The sequence below is a fragment of the Thermoanaerobacterium thermosulfurigenes genome, from assembly GCF_051201035.1.
Taxonomy (GTDB): domain Bacteria; phylum Bacillota; class Thermoanaerobacteria; order Thermoanaerobacterales; family Thermoanaerobacteraceae; genus Thermoanaerobacterium; species Thermoanaerobacterium thermosulfurigenes.
Genome location: NZ_JBPODR010000017.1, coordinates 1 through 22,470, shown reverse-complemented (window position 1 = coordinate 22,470; position 22,470 = coordinate 1). Strand labels below are relative to the sequence as shown.

Genomic DNA, 22,470 nt, shown 5'->3' with positions numbered 1-22,470 from the left:
AAAAAAATCTCATATATAATAAAAAAGTATTTATTTTTTTTGAGGTGTTTTGAATGAGTCATTATCGAAGAAAATTTAAAAAACCATCAAAAAATTAAAGGGATAAGAGTCTCTATTTTTAAGAATAGAGATTTTTTTAATGCCTTTCACTTAATTAAATGCATTTTGCGTTCGATATAAGATAAAATAAAAGATGAGGTGAGATGATGTCGAAGTATATATTTGTGACGGGCGGTGTTGTGTCATCATTAGGCAAAGGAATTACAGCAGCGTCATTAGGGAGGTTATTAAAAAGCCGCGGTATTAGCGTGGCGGTGATAAAATGCGATCCGTATATAAACATAGATCCGGGGACAATGAGTCCATACCAGCATGGCGAAGTATTTGTCACTGAAGACGGTGCAGAAACGGATTTGGATCTTGGCCATTATGAAAGATTTATCGATATAAACCTTACAAAAAGCAGTAATATAACGACAGGTAAGGTGTACTGGTCTGTCATATCAAAGGAGAGAAAAGGCGATTATTTAGGTGCAACAGTTCAAGTAATTCCCCACATTACAAATGAGATAAAAGACAGGATAAGGCGGGTAGGGAAAGAGCAAAACGTTGATTGTGTCATCGTAGAGATAGGTGGCACTGTAGGAGATATAGAAAGTTTGCCGTTTTTGGAGGCTATAAGGCAGATAGGTGTTGAAGAAGGAAAAGACAATGTCATGTTCATACACGTTACACTTGTACCGCACCTCGGCAAAACCGGTGAACTTAAGACAAAGCCTACACAGCACAGCGTAAAAGAATTGAGATCTATTGGTATACAGCCAGATATGATCGTATGCAGGACAGAATTTCCTCTTACAGATGATATAAAAGAAAAGATAGGCATGTTTTGCAATGTAAAACCAGATGCTGTCATTGAAAATATCGATGTAGACTCCATCTATGAAGTCCCATTGGAGCTTGACAGGCAAAAAGTAGATGAATACGTCATAAATAGGTTAAACTTACCGGCCGATGAGCCTGATCTTAAGGAATGGAGAGCATTTGTTGAAAAAGAGAAAAATCTAAAAAAAGAAGTGGAGATTGCTTTAGTTGGCAAATATGTAGAGCTGCACGACGCATATATAAGCGTTGTAGAGTCGTTAAGACACGCAGGCATATACAATGATGCCAATGTCAAGATAAGATGGGTAAACTCTGAAAATGTAAATGACGATACGGTTGATGAACTTTTAAAAGGTGCAAAAGGCATCCTTGTGCCCGGCGGATTTGGCGATAGGGGCGTAGAAGGGAAGATAAGGGCAGCTCAGTACGCCAGAGAAAACAAGATACCGTACTTAGGACTTTGCTTGGGAATGCAGTGCGCTGTTATAGAATTTGCAAGAAATGTAGCAGGACTTAAAAACGCCCATTCTACAGAGTTTAACGGCGCGACACCATACCCTGTCATAGATCTTATGCCTGAACAGAAAGACATAGATGAAAAAGGTGGCACAATGAGGCTTGGGGTATATCCTTGCAAGTTGAAAGAAGGCACAAAGGCATATGAAGCTTACAAAGATGAGCTTGTATATGAACGCCACAGACACAGATACGAGTTTAACAATGAATATAGGGAGCTTCTCACATCAAAAGGACTTGTACTGTCAGGTTTGTCGCCAGATGACCGCCTTGTAGAGATAATAGAAGTAAAAGATCATCCATACTTTGTAGCGTCCCAATTCCATCCAGAGTTTAAATCAAGGCCATTAAGACCACACCCATTATTCAGGGATTTTATAGCTGCGGCATTATTAATGAAATAAAAGGATCCGCTTTTGGGTCCTTTTTTGATTTGTACCTTTTTTGTGATATAATGACAATGAAAATTAATAAACGGTGATAATTATGAGAAATTTAACAAATATAAAAAAACAGATTGATTTGCTTGTAGATTATGTAAAACAAAATCCCAATATATTAGCTTTGTACATCTTTGGATCATATGGGACGGAATAAATTTTACGGCGATTATGGAATAACAATGAAATTTAAAGGGTTGAAGGAGAATGCCTTATGACATTGAAAATTATATTAATTCTATAGGTAAGTTTTTAGGGCAATAGTTTGTGATGCTTCATCACTTTCCTTCATACATCTCTATCTTTTTTATTATATCTTCACCTGTATCTGTATTTCTCACAGTTATACGCTTTACAGCGTATGTGTCGCCTTTATACACATTGACGCCTTCTTCCATCGTAAATATCACTTTATACCCCAATGACGCAGCCACATCTTTAGAAGTATCGCTGCCGACGCCATATGGGTATGCCAAAGCAATAACTTCTTTCCCTAAATTTTTTTCTATTTCCATTTTTGCTTTTAAAAGATCATTCTTTATCCTTTCTCTGTATTCATTCATGGTTTCGAGCCTTCCGCCTATATCTATAGGTCCTGATAGCATAGGTATATCGTGATTTCCACTTTTTGCATACCTGTGGGAATCGTAAGTATGGCTTTCAATCTCCATTACACCGCTTGAAGACATCTCCCTTGCTTCTATCCAGTCAAAATGCGGATATGGAGTCACCACTTTGTTGGTAGGAGATGGCACATTTTTTACTATGACATTTATGACACCTTTATAACCGATTTTTTTGAACAATGGATACGCATATTTATAGTTCCCCAAATATCCGTCGTCAAATGTTATAAGTATAGGCTTCTTTGGAAGCATTTTGCCGTACTTCATAAAATTATACAAGTCCTCAACGGTTATAGTTTCATACCCATGTCCTTTAAGGTACAAAATCTGCTTTTCAAAGTTTTGTGGAGTGATAAGGACGCCGCTTTTGTTGGGAGGGATATTTCCAGCGTAGATGTTGTGATACATAAGTACAGGAACGTACTTTTTTAAATTTTCAGCTTTCTCATATCTATAAAAACCGAATGCGGCAATTATCATTATTAGAGAAAATACAATCACGAACTTTTTCACTTATTTCACCTCGCAATAGCATTATATCACAACATATTGTAAAATAATATAGAAAGCATACATGATAGCTGATAAATGATAAAAGGAGAAATAAGTGACAATGAAGAAATTTTTTGCATTCATAATGGTACTTATGATGACAGTAAGCATAGCTTCTATTGAGACATCTTATAAAGACAGTATGAAATATGTGTCAAAAGACAAGATAGTTTTTGTTCCTCTTGACACGAGGCCTGTATCTCTTCAAAATGTAGAGATATTGGCAAAGGCAGGCGGAAAAGAGCTATTAATGCCTCCTATGGATTCACTTGATGATTACAAGAAAAAAAGCAATCAAGATATGATTTATGATTGGCTTAAAGGATCTGTAGAAAGACCTGACGTAAGCGCCATCATAATATCTACAAATCAATTTATATCAGGTGGGCTTATAGGGTCGCGAAATTATGTAAATGATATTAATTACAAAGAAAGCCTTGAAAGATTAAAAGAGATAATAGGCTTGTCGGGAGATAAAAGGCTTTTTTTTAATATCTATAATGCCGCAGGTATCACCAGTTCTTTATCAGCAGGACACAATATACGTCCAGAATAGCGCTAATATAGGTTATTATAATCAAATAAAGAAAGCCATATCAGAGAATGATACAAAAACACTTAAGAGATTGAAAGCAAACATACCTTCTTATTTATTTAATTACATGGCTGTAATAGCATTAGAAGTCATTATAAATGAACAAATAGCGTCAAATTTAAAGCCGAATGTCACTTTTACAATCGGGCTTGACGATACCACCATGAAAAGTATGCTTAAATACTCCTATGATGATCTAAAAACAATCATAAAGAATTATAAAAATGTCTATATGCTTCATGGTGCAGACGAAATAAGCATGATGACTGTCGCAAAAATATTGAATGAGGAAAATGGCTTAAAACCATCTTACAAGATAGTGTATGAGGAAAGCGGTGATGAAAATAGTTATCTGCCTTTTGAAGGAGGGACAGTAAAAGAGATAACAGAGGAGAAGATAGGTTACATAGGTGGAGTGATGTCGCAAGACGCAAAAAATATCATCTACATTCACATGCACAAAAATTATAAAACAGGAATAAAAAATGTAGTAAGCAAATATAAAATTAGTGGACAAAATTTTGGCGTAGCAGACGTAGCCAAGACAAATGGAGGTGACAAAGATCTTGTAGATGAGATACTTAAAGATAAACTTATAAAGCTTATTGATGCATATTCTGGGTGGAATACCCCCAGTAACTCCATAGGGACAGTAGTGGCAGAGCTAAGCGTAAAATCATATATTGATACGACAAAGGATAAAAAAGATTTCGAAGATATGCAGAAATACTACTATGCATTTACATTCATAAGATATGCTGATGACTACATATACCAGAGCATAGTGAGAGATGCGATGCAAAATTGGGCAAAATCAAATGGATTTAATCCAGATAATTTGACAAACAAAAGTGAAGCAGATGAAGTGCTAAGAGAAAAGATGAAACCGTATCTTGATATGCTTATATCCATATATGATGATTGCGGTATCAAGATAAAAGGCGCAGATGTAGAATATCCATGGAACAGGATGTTCGAAATAAAAGTTGCACCAATTTTGGACTAAAAATTTAATAATTTGTTAATAATTCTATGTTAAATTTAAGAAGGATATTTTAAAAGTTTGTCGTATATATCTAATTAATGCACTATTTGGCGGCATAAGCATTGTTAATCGATTATTACAGATTTATTACAAAATGGTAACATTTATTGACTTGAGGATTGACACGATGATATAATTAACTCAGGTTGGCAAAGAGCCAGCTTACATAGTCAAAAGCTTTTTGGAAGGTACCACCTTTCAAAAGAAAAATATACACTATATATTAAGGAGGAGGATTTATTCCATGAAGAACCTTAAAAAGTTAATAGCAGTGGTTCTCACGTTCACATTGGTGTTCAGTGCAATGGCAGTAGGCTTTGCAGGAACATTCTCCGATGTGAGCAGTAGTGCACCGTATGCGAGTGCAGTTGCTCGTCTGCAATCGTTAGGTTTAGTATCTGGTATGCCAGATGGCACATTCCAACCTGACGGTGTTGTGACAAGAGCACAGATGATCGCTTTTGTTAATGCAGCAGAAGGTTTACAACAAGCTGCAAAAGTATCAGCTGGTCCTACAAAGTTCAGCGATGTACCAGCAAATTTCTGGGCAGCAGGTGATATAAACGTTGCTGATCCAAGTGGTTATCCAGATGGTACATTTAGACCAAATAATCCTGTAACATATACAGAAGCTCTTGCAATGATCTTAAGAGCATTAGGTTATACACAAGATTATTCATGGCCATATGGTGTTATATCTAAAGCTACAAGCGTAGGTATAACAAAAGGTGTCGTTTTATCTGCAGGTACAACAATAACACGTGGCGAAATGGCTATGTTAATAAACAATGCATTAGATCTTGACATTAACACATATGTCAATGGTGCAGAAAGCGACACAGGTAAAACATTGTTAAGCAGAGTTGGAAATTCAACAACATATTATGTGTATGCTACACATGATGTTGATAGCAATGTAACAGCAGGTTATGTAAAAGTAGTACCTGTTACTGAAACAAATGGCTTGTATCAAATGACATATAACAATGGCAATTTAGTTTATACATTGATTCCTACAGGTTCTGTAAATTTCAACAATTATCTTGGACAGATAGTTACAGTTAATGAAGATACAAATGGTAATCCATTAGCTGCAACACCTGTTACAACAGATATTAAGACATTTACAGCTACAACAAATAGTGAAGTTACACAAGTAAATGCAACAACATATTCATTCTATGATGCTTCAGTATCTGTTGGTAATATTCCAGTTGTGGTTGATGGTGTATTGACAACAATGGCAGATGTTTACAAGAGCCAAGTTGTTGATAATGGTTCAAAGATTACATTAATCGATCCTACTAATGTATCGGGTTATGGATATGCAATTATTACAGATGCAACAGGTAATGCTTCAAGTTTATTAGTAAATAACAATGTAACATCTTCGGATAGCTATATAGACAATAGATTCGCAATAAATGACAGCAATGGAAATCCATATCCTGTAGTTGGGGCAGTATCAAAAGCTACAGATATTAAAGCTGGAGATGTTGTATATCAAGTAAGTATTCCAGTTGACAATCAGGATGTAGCTGGTGGAACAGCAACAGTATTGTATGTTGTAAGACAGTCTGTGACTGGTACAATATCACAAGTATCAACAGCATCTGATGGAACTGTTACTGTAACAATTAATGGTACTAATTATACAGTTGGTTCAGCGATACCTGGTAGTACAGGAGTATCAGTAAGTGCTGGTTCAACAGGTACTGCAATAGTAGGCAAAAATAATACTATAGTTCAGTGGAGTGGAACATCAACTGCTACAAATTATGCTTATGTTGCAGCTTCACAATCTTTAAATGATCAATTTAATACACAAGTTGCTTTAGTAAAGACTGATGGAACTAGCCAGACATACAATGTTGTATATGCTAATGTATACAAAGGTGCAGATAATAATGTAAGAAATACAACGGGTTCAATAACATATGCTGCTCCAGGTAGTATTGTAACTTACACAGTAAATTCCAATGGGTTAATTGATACAATGAGTCCTGTAAGTGATAATGTAGGAAATGACACCTATGGTTATGTTGATACTACAAATAATGTTATTAGATTTGCAAGTGCAAATAATAGTAATATAAGTAGCGCTTTACCTTACTACGTTACTTCTTCAACAGTATTACTAAATGAAACAGTAGATAGCAATGGCAATGTATCACTTACACCAATTAAGTTTACTGACATTTCAAATGATTCGGTTCATCCAGTTAAATTAGCTGTTTATTCTGGTGTAAGACAACTTACTGTTGTAGTATTTGGTGATACGAACTTAACAGCTAATACATCAACGCAGCCAATAGTTTATGTCACAGGTGTCAATACAGTTAATAATGGTTCATCAACATATACAAGTCTTAGCGTTCTTGAAAATGGAGTAGCAAAAACATATAATGCTACAACTACATTGTCTAATGTAACACCTGGTTCAGTATATCAATTAACTTTAGACGCAAATGGTAATGTTGTATCAAGTGGAGTAACAAATATTCCAGCTAGTGATAGTACAACAAATCATACTGTCGTAGCATTTGATTATACAAACAATGGTATATACTACTATAATAACAGTGGTATATTAACAGAAGACGCTTTGGATAATAATGTCGTTGTAATTGATGCTACAAAGAGTACTCCTGCTCAAGTTGGATTAGGTAGCATATCTCAAGGTACATTATCAACAGATAAATCAACATTGAGTAGCAGTACAGGTAATTCACTTGTTGATGTATATATGAATCCGGCAACGAATAAAGTTGTACTCATTGTTATAAGAGGTACAAAATAACACAAGCCTAACCAAAAGTCCTCCTCCTTTGGAGGACTTTTTTATGCTTAAAAAATTAAAATATTTATACCGAAGCATGGCGATCTTCCTTTAAAGATTATTGCCATGCTTTTTTATTTTCACACACATTTCACACAATTTCTTTAAACATTTGTTATTTTTATATGATAAAATAATAGACGAAGTAAGTATGAAGTAAGTATAGTGTAAAAGCTGGTGATGAGATTGTCCAGAAAGATATATCTGGTAGAAGATGAGAAGAGCCTAAACCTTCTTTTGCAGAAGTACCTTGAGAGAGAAGGCTATAGTGTTACTACGTTTTTTGATGGAAGTACTGCAATGGAGAGGATAAAAGATATGCCTGATCTATGGATACTTGATATAATGCTTCCGGATGTAGATGGCTATGAGCTTATAAAAGCCATAAAGGAGCACAGCAAGTTCACACCTGTCATCTTCATGTCTGCCAGAAATGAGGAGCTTGACAGGGTGGTAGGTTTAGAACTTGGTAGTGACGATTATCTTTCTAAGCCTTTTTTGCCGCGTGAGCTTGTCATTAGGACAAATAAGCTTATGGAGAGGATATACGGGAAAGAGGAAGATAGCAGCGATGACATTATACAAGTAGGCGATTATACATTGAGTGACAAGCAAAGGACTGTTTTTTTAGGCGAAGATGAGATACAGCTTACAAATAAGGAGTATGAGCTTTTTTGCTACCTTGTGAAAAATAAAAATATTGTCGTGTCAAGAGATCAGATATTGAATAATGTCTGGGGAGAGGACTACTTTGGCTCAGACAGGGTTGTTGACGACACCATAAGAAGGCTTAGGAAGAAAGTGGATAGATTGAATATAGAGACCGTATACGGATACGGCTATAAATTGGTGTGTAAATCATGAAGAAGATATTTAGATTTCGTTCGCTGGCAATGCGAATATGGATGACATTTACCGCTGTCATACTTATCATAGTGTGCAGCCTGTCGATGCTTTATATCTTTGCATACAGGAGAGTAGAAGAAAACAACAAGATACAGGATTTAAAAGTTTCCCATGAGATGCTTCTTAAAAATAATAATAATTTCAGTGGCAACTACAACAATTTTTCCAGATTAAGAAATCTAAGAGGCGGAGACAATTTCATTGTTGATTTCGATACAGCCAATAGACCTTTAATCATAGATATAAACCATAGAGAACCTCCACCAGACATTCATACTCCATCCTTTGATTCACTTGGCGTTAAGCTTTGGATGTCCAGCTTTATAAAAGGCGGAAACATGAATGAAAAGCTTTATAGAGAAGTTTATGACAATATGGAGTACTTCTTCATAATAAGCACTGTAAATTACGATTCATCTAACAAAGCTTATCTTGTATCGTACGTGCCCAATATTGTTGACAATACTATTCTTTATCTGGTCATTGCTGTAGGAATAATATTCATCATCATTGGATTTTTTACGTCTATAATCATCGCAGGATACATCTCAAAGCCCCTAAAAAAATTAGAAGAGTACACAATGAGGATAGCTCATAAAGACTGGAAAGAACCTATAAATTTAGACAGAGAAGATGAGATAGGTATGCTGGCAAATTCCATGAATATCATGCAGAAAGAGCTAAAAAGGGCTGACGAAGAGGAAAAAATGTTTTTGCAAAGCATATCACACGATCTAAAGACACCTGTCATGGTGATAATGAGCCATGCAGATGCCATAATAGACGGTGTGTACATCGATTCATTGGAAAAGACTGCCGGCATAATAAAGGACGAAGCCATAAGGCTTCAAAAGAAAATAAACCAGATGCTTTATTTGAACACCCTTGATTATGTACTGGAGAACGACACCAAAACTGACTATATAAATTTAAAAGATCTTGTGAGCAACATAATAAGCAGGTTTGAAATCATAAAAAGCAGTATTGAATGGGACTTAAGCTTAGATGAGGTGATAATAAAGGGCGACAGGGACAAGATAGAAGTCAGCATAGAAAACATCCTTGACAATGCCCTAAGGTATGCCAATGAAGTGATAAAAGTGACACTAAAAAAAGATGGCCAGTATGCATATCTTGACATATATAATAACGGACCAAAGATAGATGAAAAGCACATGAAACATATATTTGATAGGATGTACAAGGATAAGACGGGAAATTTCGGTTTAGGACTTGCCATATCGAAAAAAATCATAGACTTTTATAAAGGTGAGATAAAAGCTATAAATAGAGACAAAGGCGTAAGCTTCATAATAAAATATCCTTTAAACTATAGTCATGATTAAGAATAGTTTTAAATTTACAATTAGTGGTATAATTATTATAAAGTATATTCGGATAGTTTTGTTATTAAAAGAGGTGAAATAATATGGCAGTTGCAGATAAAGATGAACATATAAAATACACATATAAAGATTATTTGAGCTGGACTAATGATGAGAGATGGGAGCTTATAGAAGGAGTTCCGTATAATATGAGTCCATCACCGACGCGGAAGCATCAGAAAGTTGTAGGAGAATTATTTGCCTCTATCCATAATTATCTAAAAGGAAAGGCTTGTGAAGTTTACAGCGCTCCATTTGATGTAAGATTGTTTGCTGAAAATGTTAGCGATGATGATGTGACAAATGTAGTTCAGCCTGACATAGTGATAGTGTGTGATCCAAGTAAGCTGGATGATAAAGGCTGTAAAGGAAGTCCAGATATGATTATAGAGGTAGTTTCTCCTTCAACATTAAAGAGAGACTTAAAGGAAAAATTCTATTTGTACGAGAAAGCAGGGGTAAAAGAGTATTGGATCGTATTTCCTGATGAAAAAACTGTATTGTCTTACTATTTAGGTGAAGATGGCAAATACAAAAGACCTGAAGTGTATTCAGAAGAAGACAATATAAAGTTTAGGATTTTTGAATCATTTGAAATTGAATTGAAGGATATCTTTCAAAATTAAATGGCAAGGTGTGATTTTTGTGGAGAATATATATAATGATAAAAAATGAAACAAATGTTTGCTGATATTGAGAAAAGAATGAGAGATTTATTTTATCAGAAACTCAATGAAATTATTTTGTACGGTTCTTATGCTCGTGGAGATTTTACGTACGATTCTGATGTAGATATTATGGTGTTAGTTGATGAAAAAGAAGATGATCTTAAAAAGCATGATGATAAAATAACGGATATTATGGTTGATTTATCATTAAAGTACAATATTGTCGTTTCCATATATGTTCAAAGTGTTCAGAATTATAATAAGTATGTGAAGATGCTTCCATTTTACAAAAATGTTCAGAAAGAAGGCATAAGAGCTTATGGATGACTTCATAATGCTGTCGATTTTATTGAAGCCATGTACGAATACGTCAAGAAAAAAGTTAATTGATGCTTGTTGAAATTATGATTTATATTTCATTGAAAAAAGGCAATCAGCGTATGCTGGTTGCTTTTTTTTCACACAGAAATCACACATTTTTTTAATTTTTTTGCAACATTTAAGTCTTATAATTTCTATAGGCAGATTAAAAGAAAAGGAGATAAGGCGATGGGTAAAAAGGTGCTAAAGTACAGCTTGGCATTTGTCTTGGCTTTGTCTGTAATTCTAAGCGTATACTCTCTTTACCATTACAGTGGAAGCACAGAAGGGTTTAGAGGGAATTTTCAGCACAGTTTCACACAGGGCAGCACAAATAGAAGTTGGGGAAGTGGAAGCACAAATCAAGGCGTCTGGCAAAGAGGCAACTTTTCTCAAGGGAATGGACAAAATGGCCAATCACAATGGCAAATGCCCCGCAGCAGAGCAGATTTTAGAGGATTTAGGGGGACATCATCAAAGCACGGCGTGTATATAATGGCATACGCGACGGTAGTGTTTTTACTGTTTGTTTTAAGCTATTATGCTTTGAAGAATAAAAAGTTTAAGCTTGACTTCCAAAGTGATGCATTTATCATAGCTTTACTATTTTTGATAGGATTTTTCATGCGTCTTTACATAGCTGCAACTATTGAAGGTTTTTCAGGAGATATAGGGCTTTTTAGAAGCTGGGCACAGTCTGCATCGCAGGACATCTTAAACTTCTATAAAAATACTCCAAGCTGTGATTATCCACCGCTTTACATCTACGTGCTTTATTTCATAGGCAAGATAGCATCAATCGGAAATCTATTACATTACTACAATGTGATTTTAAAGCTTCCATCGATTTTAGCTGATATTGTATCATCTTACATCATATACAAAATAGCAAATAAGCATTTTGCAAAAAGCATAAGTACATTCATATCGACTTTGTACATCTTCAATCCGGCCGTATTCATAAATTCATCTGCTTGGGGACAGGTAGACTCATTTTTCACGATGCTTGTAATAATAGCGGTGTACTTTTTGTCAGAGAAAAAGCTGGGACTTTCGTCAGTGTTTTTCACCGCGGCAGTGCTTATGAAGCCACAGGGAATCATATTTGCGCCAGTCCTGTTTTTTGAGATTGTAAATGAAAGAAGTCTGAAAAAATTCTTAAAGGCTTTTGTGGCGTCATTGGTTACGGCAGTTATAGTATTAGTGCCGTTTGCCATAGGCCAAGATCCTTTGTGGATATTTAAGCTGTATGAAAAGACCATTTCAGAGTATCCATACGCATCTGTAAATGGCTTTAATTTCTATGGATTGCTGGGAGCAAACTATGTCAATTCTGGTACAAAATTGTTTGTATTTAGCTACAGCACATGGGGATTTTTATTCATAGTTCTAACGACTGCATTTTCATGGTTTATATACATTAAAGGGAAAAACAGCAAATTGTCATTTTTAGCAGCTTTAATTCAGATTGCAGGTGTATTTACATTTTCTACAGGGATGCATGAGAGGTACCTTTTCCCTGCTGTAACATTGGCGATAATAGCATTTTTGTATGTAAAAGACATGAGGCTATTTGGGCTTTTTGCTGGTTTCAGCATAACAAGCTTTTTAAATATGTACTATGTTTTGTTTGGAAGTTTAAGGAATTCTTTTGGTTTTATACCTATGATGGTTTCATTGGCAAATGTTGTGATGGCGATTTACCTTGTAAAAGTATCTTACGATGTGGCTGTATTAAATAGGGTATGTACTTTTGATTTAGATTTAGAATCACACGAAATTCACACAACTATTTGAAACTTATAAGACATTCTGAGGTTATATTGAGATATATGGAATAAGCTTGTATGAACGATAGAATTCAAGCAAGTACTTAATTTGTAATAATTTTATGAGCGAATATATTGCGTAGTGTTCGTTAATGTATCCGATGAACGTAGCGAAGTTTTGCGTATGAGCGTTAGCGAAAGCCGTCACAACGCATAGACGGCGTTAGCAAAACGAGGGAAGTGAATCGAAGATACATAGAACACGAAGCTTATATGAGCGACAAAATTATTACAATAATCTTACAGCAAAAAATAGATTGGAGGATGACTATGAAAAGATGGAAGTTTAACAAAGACAATATCGGATTATATTTAATCTTACTATTATCAGCAATATTGAATTTTACTAATTTAAGTATTGAAGGATATGCAAACCAGTATTATGCAGCAGGCGTAAAAAGCATGAGCATGAGCTTTAAGAATTTCTTCTTTGTATCTTACGATCCGGCTGGATTTGTCACGATAGACAAGCCGCCGCTGGGTTTTTGGATACAGACTATTTTTGCTAAAATATTTGGATTTAGCGGCATAAGCATATTGCTGCCGCAGGCCATAGCAGGTGTCATATCAGTAGCCTTAATATACGTCCTCGTTAAAAGGTATTTTGGCAAGACAGCGGGGCTTATATCAGCATTGGTTTTGGCGGTTACACCTGTATTTGTGGCAGATAGCAGAAACAATACAATAGACAATATGCTCCTTATGACCCTTTTGTTTGCAGTTTTAGCTTTTATGAAAGCCTTAGACACAGGCAAACTTAAGTATTTGCTGTTAAGCTTATTTTTAGTAGGCGTTGGCTTTAATGTAAAGATGCTGGAGGCATACATGATAATTCCAGCAGTGTATATAACGTACATCTTAGCATCAAAGATAAGTTTTAAGAAAAGGATCGTCTATTTGTCATTAGCTACTGTTGTGTTACTTATTGTATCCCTTTCGTGGGCAATCATTGTTGACATGACTCCTCAAAGCATGAGACCTTATGTAGGTAGCAGCACAGACAATTCAGAATTAGAGCTTATTATAGGTCACAATGGGCTTGAGAGGCTTGGGCTTGGCAGAAACACAGGTTTTGGCGGTGGATTTGGCGGCGGTCGCATAGGAAATTTCAATGGTGGAGAATTTAGGAGAAACTTTGGCAATTTCAATGCTCAGGTTAACCAAGGCAATTTTCCAAGGTTTAATGGGCAAAATGGTGCAAATCCAAATTTCGCAGGCGGCAATTTTGGAAGGCCAAATGGCAATAGAGGCGGAATGGGCGGTATGTTCGGCGGAGATGAAAAAGCCAGCATATTGAGGCTTTTTTCAAACAACAGCTTGTCTGATCAGATAATATGGCTTTTCCCTATGGCGATCTTTGGATTTTTAGCAGAACTTTTAAGAAAAAGGCTTAAAAGGCCATTTGATGATGGTAGGAAGCTTTCTCTGATATTGTGGATTTCATGGCTTGTGCCTGTGTTTATATACTTTAGCTTTACAACAGGCATGTTCCATCCGTACTATTTGACGATGATGGCACCTCCTATAGCGGCACTTACAGGCATAGGCATCGTTTCAATGTGGGAGATGTATAAAGAAGGTGGTACAAAGTCGTGGCTTTTGCCTTTATCATTTGTGGCTGACGGCTTAGTCGAACTTCTCATTTTGTACTACCACTACAATACATCTAACATTACAAAGTACATCGTGTTGTCTGTTGCAGTGCTTTCTATCGGATCGGCAGTAGTTTTGTCATTGATGACTTTTGCTAAGAATGGCGGATTTAAAGTTAAAAAGGCGATGCTTACAGTAGGTGTAATAGGGCTTTTGATAGCGCCTACTATCTGGTCAGCTACGACGCTATTTTATCCTATGAACGGTACCATGCCATCAGCAGGATTAGAGCTTGCGACAGGTAGAAATAGATTTGTTTTCGGAGGCGGAGATATAAATAGCAGTGCAGATTCTAAGCTTATAAGCTTCCTTGAGAAAAACAAAGGCAGCGCAAAGTATCTTTTAGTCGTATCATCATCACAAAGCGCTGATAGCATAATCATAAAGACAGGTGAACCTGTGATGGCATTAGGCGGCTTTTCAGGATCTGACAATATTTTAACCCTAAGTCAGTTTAAAGAGCTTGTGAAAAAAGGCGAAGTAAGGTATGTGATGACAGGTGGCATGGACAGAGGCTCTAACAGTGAGATAATGAACTGGGTAAGAGAAAATGGAAAATTGGTGCCGACAAGCCAGTGGAGCAGCACAAATTCTACTCAAAGTGGCAATGGTTTTGGAGGATTTGGAGGCAGAGACTTTGGAGAACTTTATGATCTTAAAGGTGTCAATGTCAACTGACATTGACACTTGAACATAAATATTTTGAAAGAAGGGATAGATATGTCTCATATAAAGTATTCTGTTGTCATACCTGTGTACAACGAAGAACTTCTTATTGAAGAATCGTACAGGCGACTTAAAAAAGTCATGGACTCAACTGATGAGACTTACGAGCTTATATTTGTAGATGACGGAAGCCATGACAAGTCAGCAGAGATTCTAAGTGGGATAAGCATGAATGATAGAAATGTGAAGCTTATAAGCTTTTCGAGAAATTTTGGGCATCAGACAGCTATAACCGCTGGCATGGATAATGCGAAAGGTGATGCTGTTGTTGTCATCGATGCAGATCTGCAGGATCCACCTGAAGTGATATTGAAGATGATTGAGAAGTGGAAAGAAGGATACGACGTTGTGTATGGCAAAAGGGCGGAAAGAAAAGGGGAGTCATTCTTTAAGCTCTTTACAGCAAGAGTATTCTACAGATTGCTAAAAAGTCTTACAAATGTAGACATACCAGTCGATACAGGGGATTTCAGGCTTATTGACAGAAAAGTTTGCGATGTGATGAATTCGCTTAATTCTATAAAAGAAAAAAACAGGTATATAAGAGGGCTTGTAAGCTGGGTAGGTTTTAAGCAAACAGGTGTAGAATACGTAAGAGATCCAAGGCTTGCAGGTGAAACGAAATACACACTTAAAAAGATGCTTAAGCTTGCCATGGATGGTATTACGTCGTTTTCGTATGCACCGCTTAAATTGCCTTTGAATTTGGGCGTTTTTCTGTTAGTTACAGGATTTGCGTATTTGATTGTAGAGCTTGTCTTAAAAGCCGCAGGCGTTGATGTATCGATAGAAAATACAGTCATAGCTATAAATATGATCTTATTTGGTCTAAACTTTTCAGTCTTAGGAGCATTTGGTGAGTACATCGGAAGGATATACGATGAAGTAAGGGACAGACCATTGTACATCATAGCGAGAAAGGTGGGGTTTGATGATGGAAAGACAGGAGAAAGGATGGAATAACAAGGCAGGGATTATACAGTTTATAAAGTTTAATCTTGTAGGCATAGTAAATACTTTGGTGGATTTTTCGGTTTTCACTGTTCTTACGTTTTTTGGAATGTACTACATGGCGGCGCAGGTGATATCTTATAGCTGTGGTGTTGTAAACAGCTTTGTCATAAATAAATACTGGACATTTGGCGACAAATCAACTCCACATGGTTATGAAATATTCAAGTTTATTGCTGTAAATGGTGTGTCATTAGCGGTATCTCTCTCCATACTGTATCCACTAAAACCTGTTTTAGGCGTACTTTCCGCTAAGATTATTGCCACATTGTTTTCAATGATGATAAATTTTATAGGCAGCAAGCTTTGGGTGTTTAAGAAGGCTTAACGCAAATTTTGATGTAAAAATAAGGCAAAATTTAGTTATGTGATAAATTTATGATATAATGAAATGTGTATTAATGTGATGGGAGTTGAATAAATTGCCAAATGTCATTGTCATCATTCCGGCTTACAACGAGGAAAAGACAATCGATAGCGTCATTAATAACATAAAGTTAACAAATAAAGATGTAGATATACTCGTTGTCAATGACGGTTCCAGCGATAAGACGTCTTTTATCGCTAAAAACAATGGTGTCACAGTCATAGATCTTCCTTTTAACCTTGGGATCGGTGGATGTATGCAGACAGGGTATAAGTACGCTTACAAGTATGGATATGATATAGCAATACAGATTGATGCAGATGGGCAGCACGATGCAAGATTCATAGATAAACTTATAAAGCCTATATTAGAAGATAAGGCTGATCTTGTTATAGGGTCCAGGTATGTTTCGAAGACCAATTACAAGGGATCATATCTAAGGAGAACAGGTTCATACTTCTTTACGTTTTTATTAAAAGCTTTAACGGGAAAAGCCATATATGATACCACATCGGGCTTTAGGGCAGCTAACAGGAAAGTCATCAAATACTTTAGCGAAAGCTATCCTCAAGATTATCCGGAAGTTGAAGTTGTAGCAAAGCTTAGCAAAAGCGGATTTAAAATCATGGAGATACCTGTTGAGATGTATGAGAGATTAGGCGGACGTTCTTCTATCAATTTTAGGCGCTCAATTTATTACATGGTAAAGGTGACGCTGGCTATACTTATAAACTGCATCAAAACCAAAGAACAACAAAAAGCATAGGAGGTTTCTTTTTGTGTTTTTTAATGTCTACAGTTTTTCTTTAATTTTTAGCATACTGTTCTTAATTATAATCATAGTTGAGATAAAAAAAGGCAATCTGTTAGAGAAGTACAGCTTATTTTGGATATTTTTCTCCGTAGTGATGATTGTCATATCTGCAAATTTGAGATTTTTAAATCTTTTAAGCCGAGCGCTTCACATATACTACGCTCCATCTGTCCTATTCTTGTTAGGACTTTTGTTTATCATCTCATACTGTTTTCACCTTACATTGATAATATCTAAACAAACAGAAAGCATTGTGAAACTGACGCAGGAAGTGGCCATATTAAAGAATATGGTAGAAAAAAGCAGCAGAGATATAGAAGGAGGCAAAGACAATTGATATACGTACTTGTTGCAGTAAATGTCCTGCTTTTGGTGACGGGACAAGTGCTGTGGAAAGTAGGCATTGGAAGTGCCAGCAGTTTTAAAGGCGTACTGATGTCACTCATGTCGCCGTACGTCATAAGTGGGATAATAGTATACGCATTAGCTACTGTCTTGTGGCTATACATTCTTGCAAAAGGAAAATTCAGCATCGTCTATCCTTTGCAGAGCACTGCTTATGCTTTAGGAGTATTTGTGGCGTGGCTCATATTTAAAGAGACCATACCAATGACAAGATGGATTGGCGTAGTTCTCATCTTCGCAGGTGCATCGTTGATTGCATTAAGATAGGAGGTAATCATGGCTATTAAACAAAAGCTTAGTTCAAAGAAGTTTTTTGTCGCTGTTTCATTGATTGCTGTTTTGGCTATTGCCTTGTATTTGAGATTCCTCTTTGCCTACAAAGTAATTCAGCCGCCCCTTTCAGGTGATGCCAAGAATTACGACATAATGGTGAAACAGTTTTTGACAAAAGGCTTCTTAGGTTATATGTCAAATTCTCCAAATGCTTATGTGACACCGGGGTTTCCTTTATTCCTCGCTTTAATCTACAAGATTTTTGGCTTTTCTAATGGTAGTCCGCTTCAAGCTGTGAGGATCGTGCAAAGTGTATTAAGCGTATTGACGGTTTTACTTATTTTTTTCATAGGTAGAGAAATCAAAAATAACAAAGTAGGGCTTATGGCTGCCTCAATATCAGCCATTTATCCTACATTCGTGTGGGCATCTACGCTAATCCTTACAGAGACAGTGTACACTTTTGTTTTCATGGTGTATTTGTATTTGCAGGTTATTGCGCTTAAAAGACATAAGGCGTATATAAATGTTTTAACAGGTATCTTATTTGGACTGGCAATCTTAATAAGACCTGCTGCAGCACCGCTTATAGTGATACCTTACATTTTAATGTACATCCAAAATAGGGATCTAAATTACACCGCAAGAAACTTTTTGCAGGTTTTAATCGGGTTCATAGTTATCATGATACCTTGGTGGATTAGGAACATTGTCACACTTCACAAGCTTATTTTATTTGCAACTCAAACTTGGAATCCAATGTTAGGAGGCGCCTTCCCTTTCTTCAATGGAATAGAGCATGTTCCACAGAACATTCGCTCCACCACGGATGTCATCAAGTTCATCATAGAAGGCTTTGAGAAAAGCCCCATCTATTATTTTAAATGGTATACCATAGGCAAGTTCAATATAATCTTCGGAAGCATGTGGTACGATCTTGACCCAAAATATCAATACTTGCGAAATATATATCTTCTTCACAGCTTTGTGATGGCTATAGGTTGGCTTGGAGCATTTTATTCTCTTAGAAAATATGAAATACGCTTTATCGGTTTATATGCTATTCTTTTGACGCTTATTCAGCTTATGTTTATACCGACTAATAGATATGCGTTTTCAATCATGCCGCTTCTCATAATTCTCGCATCTTATGTGATTGATAAGCTGCTATTTGAAAAAGGCATGTGATTATTGTCGAGTCCTCTTTCTTGACACTTCCAATAGCTTTTTCTCCAGCTCATCTACGTCGTACTTTCTTTGTGGGTATGAATTAAAGTAGTTTCTTGGTGCCGTATTTGATGATGCGGCATCTTTTAGTATTGACTTATCTTTTAAGTAGTTTTGTATGACTTTTTCTAAAAATTTTGCTGGATATTTTATGTCCTTACCCTTCATGCGAGATATGCACAAATTCATCTCGTCATCTGTAAGATGGTACCTATTTTTAAGCATACTTTTGTCTATGTACTTAGGTGTGTTTTCACTTTTTTGATGCATCATATCATTGATATGATTGATAGATATACTATCAGAATTAATATCTATCATATCATTCATATCTGATATGATCATATTGTCTTCATTTTTTGAAGATGGAATGTTTTCAATGTTTTTAACATCATCTACCATTTCGCTATCTGAAATACGGTTTTCACTTTCTTTATCTGCGTATTCATTTTTGTCGATGTATGGTATATGAGCAGAATCACTTGTTGTCATATTTTGCCAATTATAAAATTCGGTTATTCTACCGTTTTCGTCATATTTGTACGTGATGCCTTCGATGGATGTATTTTGTCTTAATGTGTAGTATTTTTTCTGCCGCAATTTGTCCTCGTTGTCGACGTAGCACACCAAAAATCCGTCTTTTATGGCATTTTTCAAGCTTTTACTTATGATGCCTGTAGATAGACCTGTGCCACTGTCTATCCTTTTGCCATTTTCAAATTTTCCCTTCTGAATTTCATTTATAGTAAGCTTTACTGGTTCAATACGTCCATTCTTTATTGTATGCTTTGCTATGTACATTATGATTTTTAACTGTGAACCGGATATTGAAGATAGACTTTCAAAAAAATTCTTTGGTACTATCCTGTATTCTCTCTCAAAACTATTTATCATTTTTTATTCCCCCATTTTCATTTTTAAATAGATGCTGTTTGAAAATATTATTATAAGCGAACAATTAATGAAGCTTTACATTTATAATATAGTAAAAAAGTGAAAATCTTATATATAAGCGATTGACAAAAAAACATTTTCAATGTATAATCATAATTGAGCATAATCAATCAATAATTATCATCTATTTTGAATGGATGTGATTGGATGTTTGGGGAAGAGCGCAGGATGAAGATAGCTGAGATACTAAGCAAGGATAAAAGCATTACGGTGTCTGAGCTTAGCGAGATTTTAGGCGTATCGGAGTCCACCATAAGAAGAGATCTAAAGATGTTGGAGATAGATGGGTTTATACAGAGGACACATGGCGGTGCTATATTGAATACGCATACACACTATGAGCCATCGTTTGTTGAGAAAGAGGACTATGAGCTTCCGTCAAAGATGCAGATTGGCAAGATAGCGGCTTCACTCATAGAAGAAGGTGATTCTGTAATCCTTGATGCTGGCACTACTACGCTTATGATTGCAAAATCGCTTCAAGATATACATCTTACAGTTGTCACAAATTCTCCTATCATCGCCATAGAGCTCTCAAACCGCAATAATATTGAGCTTATAGTTACAGGCGGTATAGAGAGGTTAAACACAAAGGCACTTGTAGGTCCTATAGCTGAGATGGTGATAAGGAATTTTAAAGTCGATAAGGCTTTCATCGGTGCAAATGCCATATCGTATGAAAACGGGCTTATGACACCAGACATCATAGAGGCGAATACGAAAAAAGCAATGATAGATGTCTCTAATGAAGTTTATGCAGTTGTAGACCACACCAAGTTTGGGAAGAAGTCTTTCGTAAAATTTGCGGACATAAGCGATATAACTGCCATTATAACCGATGACGAGCTGGACTACGAGATAGTGAAAAAGTATGAGCAGGCCAATGTGGATGTACTAAACTTTGGAAAGGATGTATTAGATGGTTACGACGGTGACGGTAAATCCGGCGATAGACAGGACGCTAATAGTAAATGATTTTAGATTAGGAGCAGTAAACAGGGTGTCAAGAACCATAATCGATGCAGGCGGTAAAGGCGTAAATGTTGCAAAAAACTTGAAAAATTTAGGCTGCGACGTTAAATGTTTAGGCTTCATGGGACCAAACGGCAAGTACATCGAAAATGTCCTAAGTGAATTAGGGATAAAGTTTAACTTTGTACAAATAAAAAATGATATAAGGACAAATATAAAGATAGTTGATGAGATTAGACACACTTATACAGATATAAACGAAGCTGGACCAGATGTTTCTCGAGATGAAATAGAAAAGCTGATTTTGAGCATAAATGAGCATGCTGATTTATCGGATGTGATTGTTTTGTCAGGGAGTCTACTACCTAACATGGATAAAGATTTTTACAGACAGATAATTGAGAAAGTTAGCGAAAAAGGCGTAAAAGTCATATTGGATGCTGATGGAGATGCTTTAAAGCTTGGCGTAGAAGGAAAGCCTTATATGATAAAGCCAAATATTCACGAGCTTAGAAGGATGACAGGGAAAAATCTTGAAAGTGTTGATGAGATTATTGAAGAAGGCATGAGGATAATTGAAAGTGGGATTTCAATTGTGGCAGTATCGATGGGTGGCAGCGGAAGCACCGTTGTGACGAAAGAGAAGGCTTACAAAGTAAACCCAATAAAAGTTCAGGTGAAAGGGACAGTAGGAGCTGGAGATGCCTATGTGGCAGGTTTTGCCTATGGCTTAAGCAAAGACCTTCCCATAGAAGAAGCTATAAAGATGGCATCATCTGCATCTACATCAGTTATCATGAGGGAAGGCACTAAGGCGTGTTCTTTAAAAGATGTGGAAGAACTTAAAGAAAAAGTTGAGATTGAAGTAATAGAAAGGTGATAACGATGATTGAAGAGATACTTGATAAAGACATGATGATATTTGATTTAAAATCAAAAGACAAATTATCTGTATTAAAAGAGCTTATAAAGCCATTGGCAGCAAAAGGAGCCATTGACGATGAAGGCAAGTTTTTGGAAGTGGTGCTAAAAAGAGAAGAGGAGTTTTCCACAGGCATTGGAATGGGTGTTGCAATACCACATGGAAAAAGCAGTTTAGTGAAAAAGGCGTCATTGGTTTTTGGAAAGTCGAAATATGGCATAGACTATAACTCCATGGATGGAAAACCAGCTTATCTGTTTTTCTTGATAGCGGCTCCTGAGGATTCTGACAATTTACATCTTAAGATTTTAGCTAAACTTTCAAGGTCATTAATGCATGAGGAGGTGAGAGATGAACTAAATAGGGTTGAGACTTACGAGGATGTCATAAATGCTTTCAAAAAATATGAGTGATTTCGGAAACTAATTTCCAGCGTCATACTATGGCATAAATTAGAAATTAGATACAGAAAATAACAAAGCCTTTGCGATAAAATACTG

Annotated in this window: 21 protein-coding genes; 19 read left to right on the top strand and 2 right to left on the bottom strand. The window is 36.1% G+C overall.

Features of this window, described 5'->3' with window-relative positions:
- Window positions 1-206 precede the first annotated feature (206 nt).
- Window positions 207-1,805 (top strand): CTP synthase, encoded by a 1,599-nt coding sequence (pyrG, locus tag HNR52_RS07930; protein ID WP_435620235.1) that lies wholly within the window; start codon window positions 207-209, stop codon window positions 1,803-1,805.
- Between the two features lie 314 nt (window positions 1,806-2,119).
- Here pyrG and HNR52_RS07925 read toward each other — a convergent pair whose 3' ends face one another.
- Complete coding sequence (locus tag HNR52_RS07925; RefSeq protein WP_435620234.1) at window positions 2,120-2,980, bottom strand: polysaccharide deacetylase family protein; 861 nt, start codon at window positions 2,978-2,980, stop codon at window positions 2,120-2,122.
- Between the two features lie 100 nt (window positions 2,981-3,080).
- Between HNR52_RS07925 and HNR52_RS07920 the strand changes: the two genes are divergently transcribed.
- The 15 genes from HNR52_RS07920 to HNR52_RS07850 all read left to right on the top strand — a co-directional run bounded on the left by HNR52_RS07920 (window position 3,081) and on the right by HNR52_RS07850 (window position 19,083).
- The gene (locus tag HNR52_RS07920) at window positions 3,081-3,575 is read left to right on the top strand and encodes a DUF4127 family protein (protein WP_435620233.1); all 495 of its coding nucleotides are present in this window, start codon (window positions 3,081-3,083) and stop codon (window positions 3,573-3,575) included.
- Complete coding sequence (locus HNR52_RS07915; RefSeq protein WP_435620232.1) at window positions 3,520-4,620, top strand: DUF4127 family protein; 1,101 nt, start codon at window positions 3,520-3,522, stop codon at window positions 4,618-4,620. Before HNR52_RS07920 ends, HNR52_RS07915 begins: the two co-directional genes overlap by 56 nt.
- A 283-nt stretch (window positions 4,621-4,903) precedes the next feature.
- The gene (locus HNR52_RS07910) at window positions 4,904-7,459 is read left to right on the top strand and encodes an S-layer homology domain-containing protein (protein ID WP_435620231.1); all 2,556 of its coding nucleotides are present in this window, start codon (window positions 4,904-4,906) and stop codon (window positions 7,457-7,459) included.
- Between the two features lie 219 nt (window positions 7,460-7,678).
- Window positions 7,679-8,362, top strand: a complete 684-nt coding sequence (locus tag HNR52_RS07905; protein ID WP_435620230.1) for a response regulator transcription factor — start codon at window positions 7,679-7,681, stop codon at window positions 8,360-8,362.
- Window positions 8,359-9,750 (top strand): sensor histidine kinase, encoded by a 1,392-nt coding sequence (locus tag HNR52_RS07900; protein ID WP_435620229.1) that lies wholly within the window; start codon window positions 8,359-8,361, stop codon window positions 9,748-9,750. The genes HNR52_RS07905 and HNR52_RS07900 overlap by 4 nt, the downstream gene beginning before the upstream one ends.
- Before the next feature lie 83 nt (window positions 9,751-9,833).
- Entirely contained in the window at window positions 9,834-10,415 is a 582-nt protein-coding gene (locus HNR52_RS07895) for a Uma2 family endonuclease (RefSeq protein WP_013788968.1), read from the top strand.
- 45 nt (window positions 10,416-10,460) lie between these two features.
- Complete coding sequence (locus HNR52_RS07890) at window positions 10,461-10,784, top strand: nucleotidyltransferase domain-containing protein (RefSeq protein WP_435620228.1); 324 nt, start codon at window positions 10,461-10,463, stop codon at window positions 10,782-10,784.
- A 222-nt stretch (window positions 10,785-11,006) separates the two neighbouring features.
- Complete coding sequence (locus tag HNR52_RS07885; RefSeq protein ID WP_435620227.1) at window positions 11,007-12,614, top strand: hypothetical protein; 1,608 nt, start codon at window positions 11,007-11,009, stop codon at window positions 12,612-12,614.
- Window positions 12,615-12,916: 302 nt separating this feature from the next.
- A complete protein-coding gene (locus HNR52_RS07880) occupies window positions 12,917-14,977 on the top strand; it encodes a glycosyltransferase family 39 protein (RefSeq protein WP_435620226.1) in 2,061 nt (686 codons plus the stop codon).
- Between the two features lie 42 nt (window positions 14,978-15,019).
- The gene (locus HNR52_RS07875; protein ID WP_435620225.1) at window positions 15,020-15,988 is read left to right on the top strand and encodes a glycosyltransferase family 2 protein; all 969 of its coding nucleotides are present in this window, start codon (window positions 15,020-15,022) and stop codon (window positions 15,986-15,988) included.
- Window positions 15,957-16,364, top strand: coding sequence for a GtrA family protein (locus HNR52_RS07870; RefSeq protein WP_435620224.1), 408 nt, complete (start codon window positions 15,957-15,959; stop codon window positions 16,362-16,364). The genes HNR52_RS07875 and HNR52_RS07870 overlap by 32 nt, the downstream gene beginning before the upstream one ends.
- 94 nt (window positions 16,365-16,458) lie before the next feature.
- On the top strand, window positions 16,459-17,169 hold the full coding sequence (locus HNR52_RS07865) for a glycosyltransferase family 2 protein (protein WP_013788963.1): 711 nt from the start codon (window positions 16,459-16,461) through the stop codon (window positions 17,167-17,169).
- Window positions 17,170-17,182: 13 nt separating this feature from the next.
- Complete coding sequence (locus tag HNR52_RS07860; RefSeq protein ID WP_435620223.1) at window positions 17,183-17,554, top strand: DUF2304 domain-containing protein; 372 nt, start codon at window positions 17,183-17,185, stop codon at window positions 17,552-17,554.
- Complete coding sequence (locus HNR52_RS07855; protein WP_435620222.1) at window positions 17,551-17,889, top strand: EamA family transporter; 339 nt, start codon at window positions 17,551-17,553, stop codon at window positions 17,887-17,889. The genes HNR52_RS07860 and HNR52_RS07855 overlap by 4 nt, the downstream gene beginning before the upstream one ends.
- 9 nt (window positions 17,890-17,898) lie before the next feature.
- Window positions 17,899-19,083, top strand: coding sequence for an ArnT family glycosyltransferase (locus HNR52_RS07850; RefSeq protein WP_435620221.1), 1,185 nt, complete (start codon window positions 17,899-17,901; stop codon window positions 19,081-19,083).
- Here HNR52_RS07850 and HNR52_RS07845 read toward each other — a convergent pair whose 3' ends face one another.
- On the bottom strand, window positions 19,084-20,016 hold the full coding sequence (locus HNR52_RS07845; protein ID WP_435620220.1) for a hypothetical protein: 933 nt from the start codon (window positions 20,014-20,016) through the stop codon (window positions 19,084-19,086).
- A gap of 207 nt (window positions 20,017-20,223) precedes the next feature.
- Here HNR52_RS07845 and HNR52_RS07840 point away from each other — a divergent pair, with 207 nt between their 5' ends.
- Genes HNR52_RS07840 through HNR52_RS07830 form a run of 3 tightly spaced genes read left to right on the top strand, consistent with a single transcriptional unit; the run spans window position 20,224 to window position 22,383 of the window.
- Window positions 20,224-21,051: a DeoR/GlpR family DNA-binding transcription regulator gene (locus HNR52_RS07840; RefSeq protein WP_013788958.1), complete on the top strand. Its 828-nt coding sequence runs from the start codon at window positions 20,224-20,226 to the stop codon at window positions 21,049-21,051.
- Window positions 20,996-21,928 carry a 1-phosphofructokinase gene (gene pfkB, locus HNR52_RS07835; RefSeq protein WP_435620219.1) on the top strand — a complete coding sequence of 311 codons (933 nt, stop codon included), beginning with the start codon at window positions 20,996-20,998 and terminating at the stop codon, window positions 21,926-21,928. Before HNR52_RS07840 ends, pfkB begins: the two co-directional genes overlap by 56 nt.
- Window positions 21,929-21,933: 5 nt before the next feature.
- Window positions 21,934-22,383, top strand: a complete 450-nt coding sequence (locus HNR52_RS07830; protein WP_435620218.1) for a PTS sugar transporter subunit IIA — start codon at window positions 21,934-21,936, stop codon at window positions 22,381-22,383.
- Window positions 22,384-22,470 lie beyond the last annotated feature (87 nt).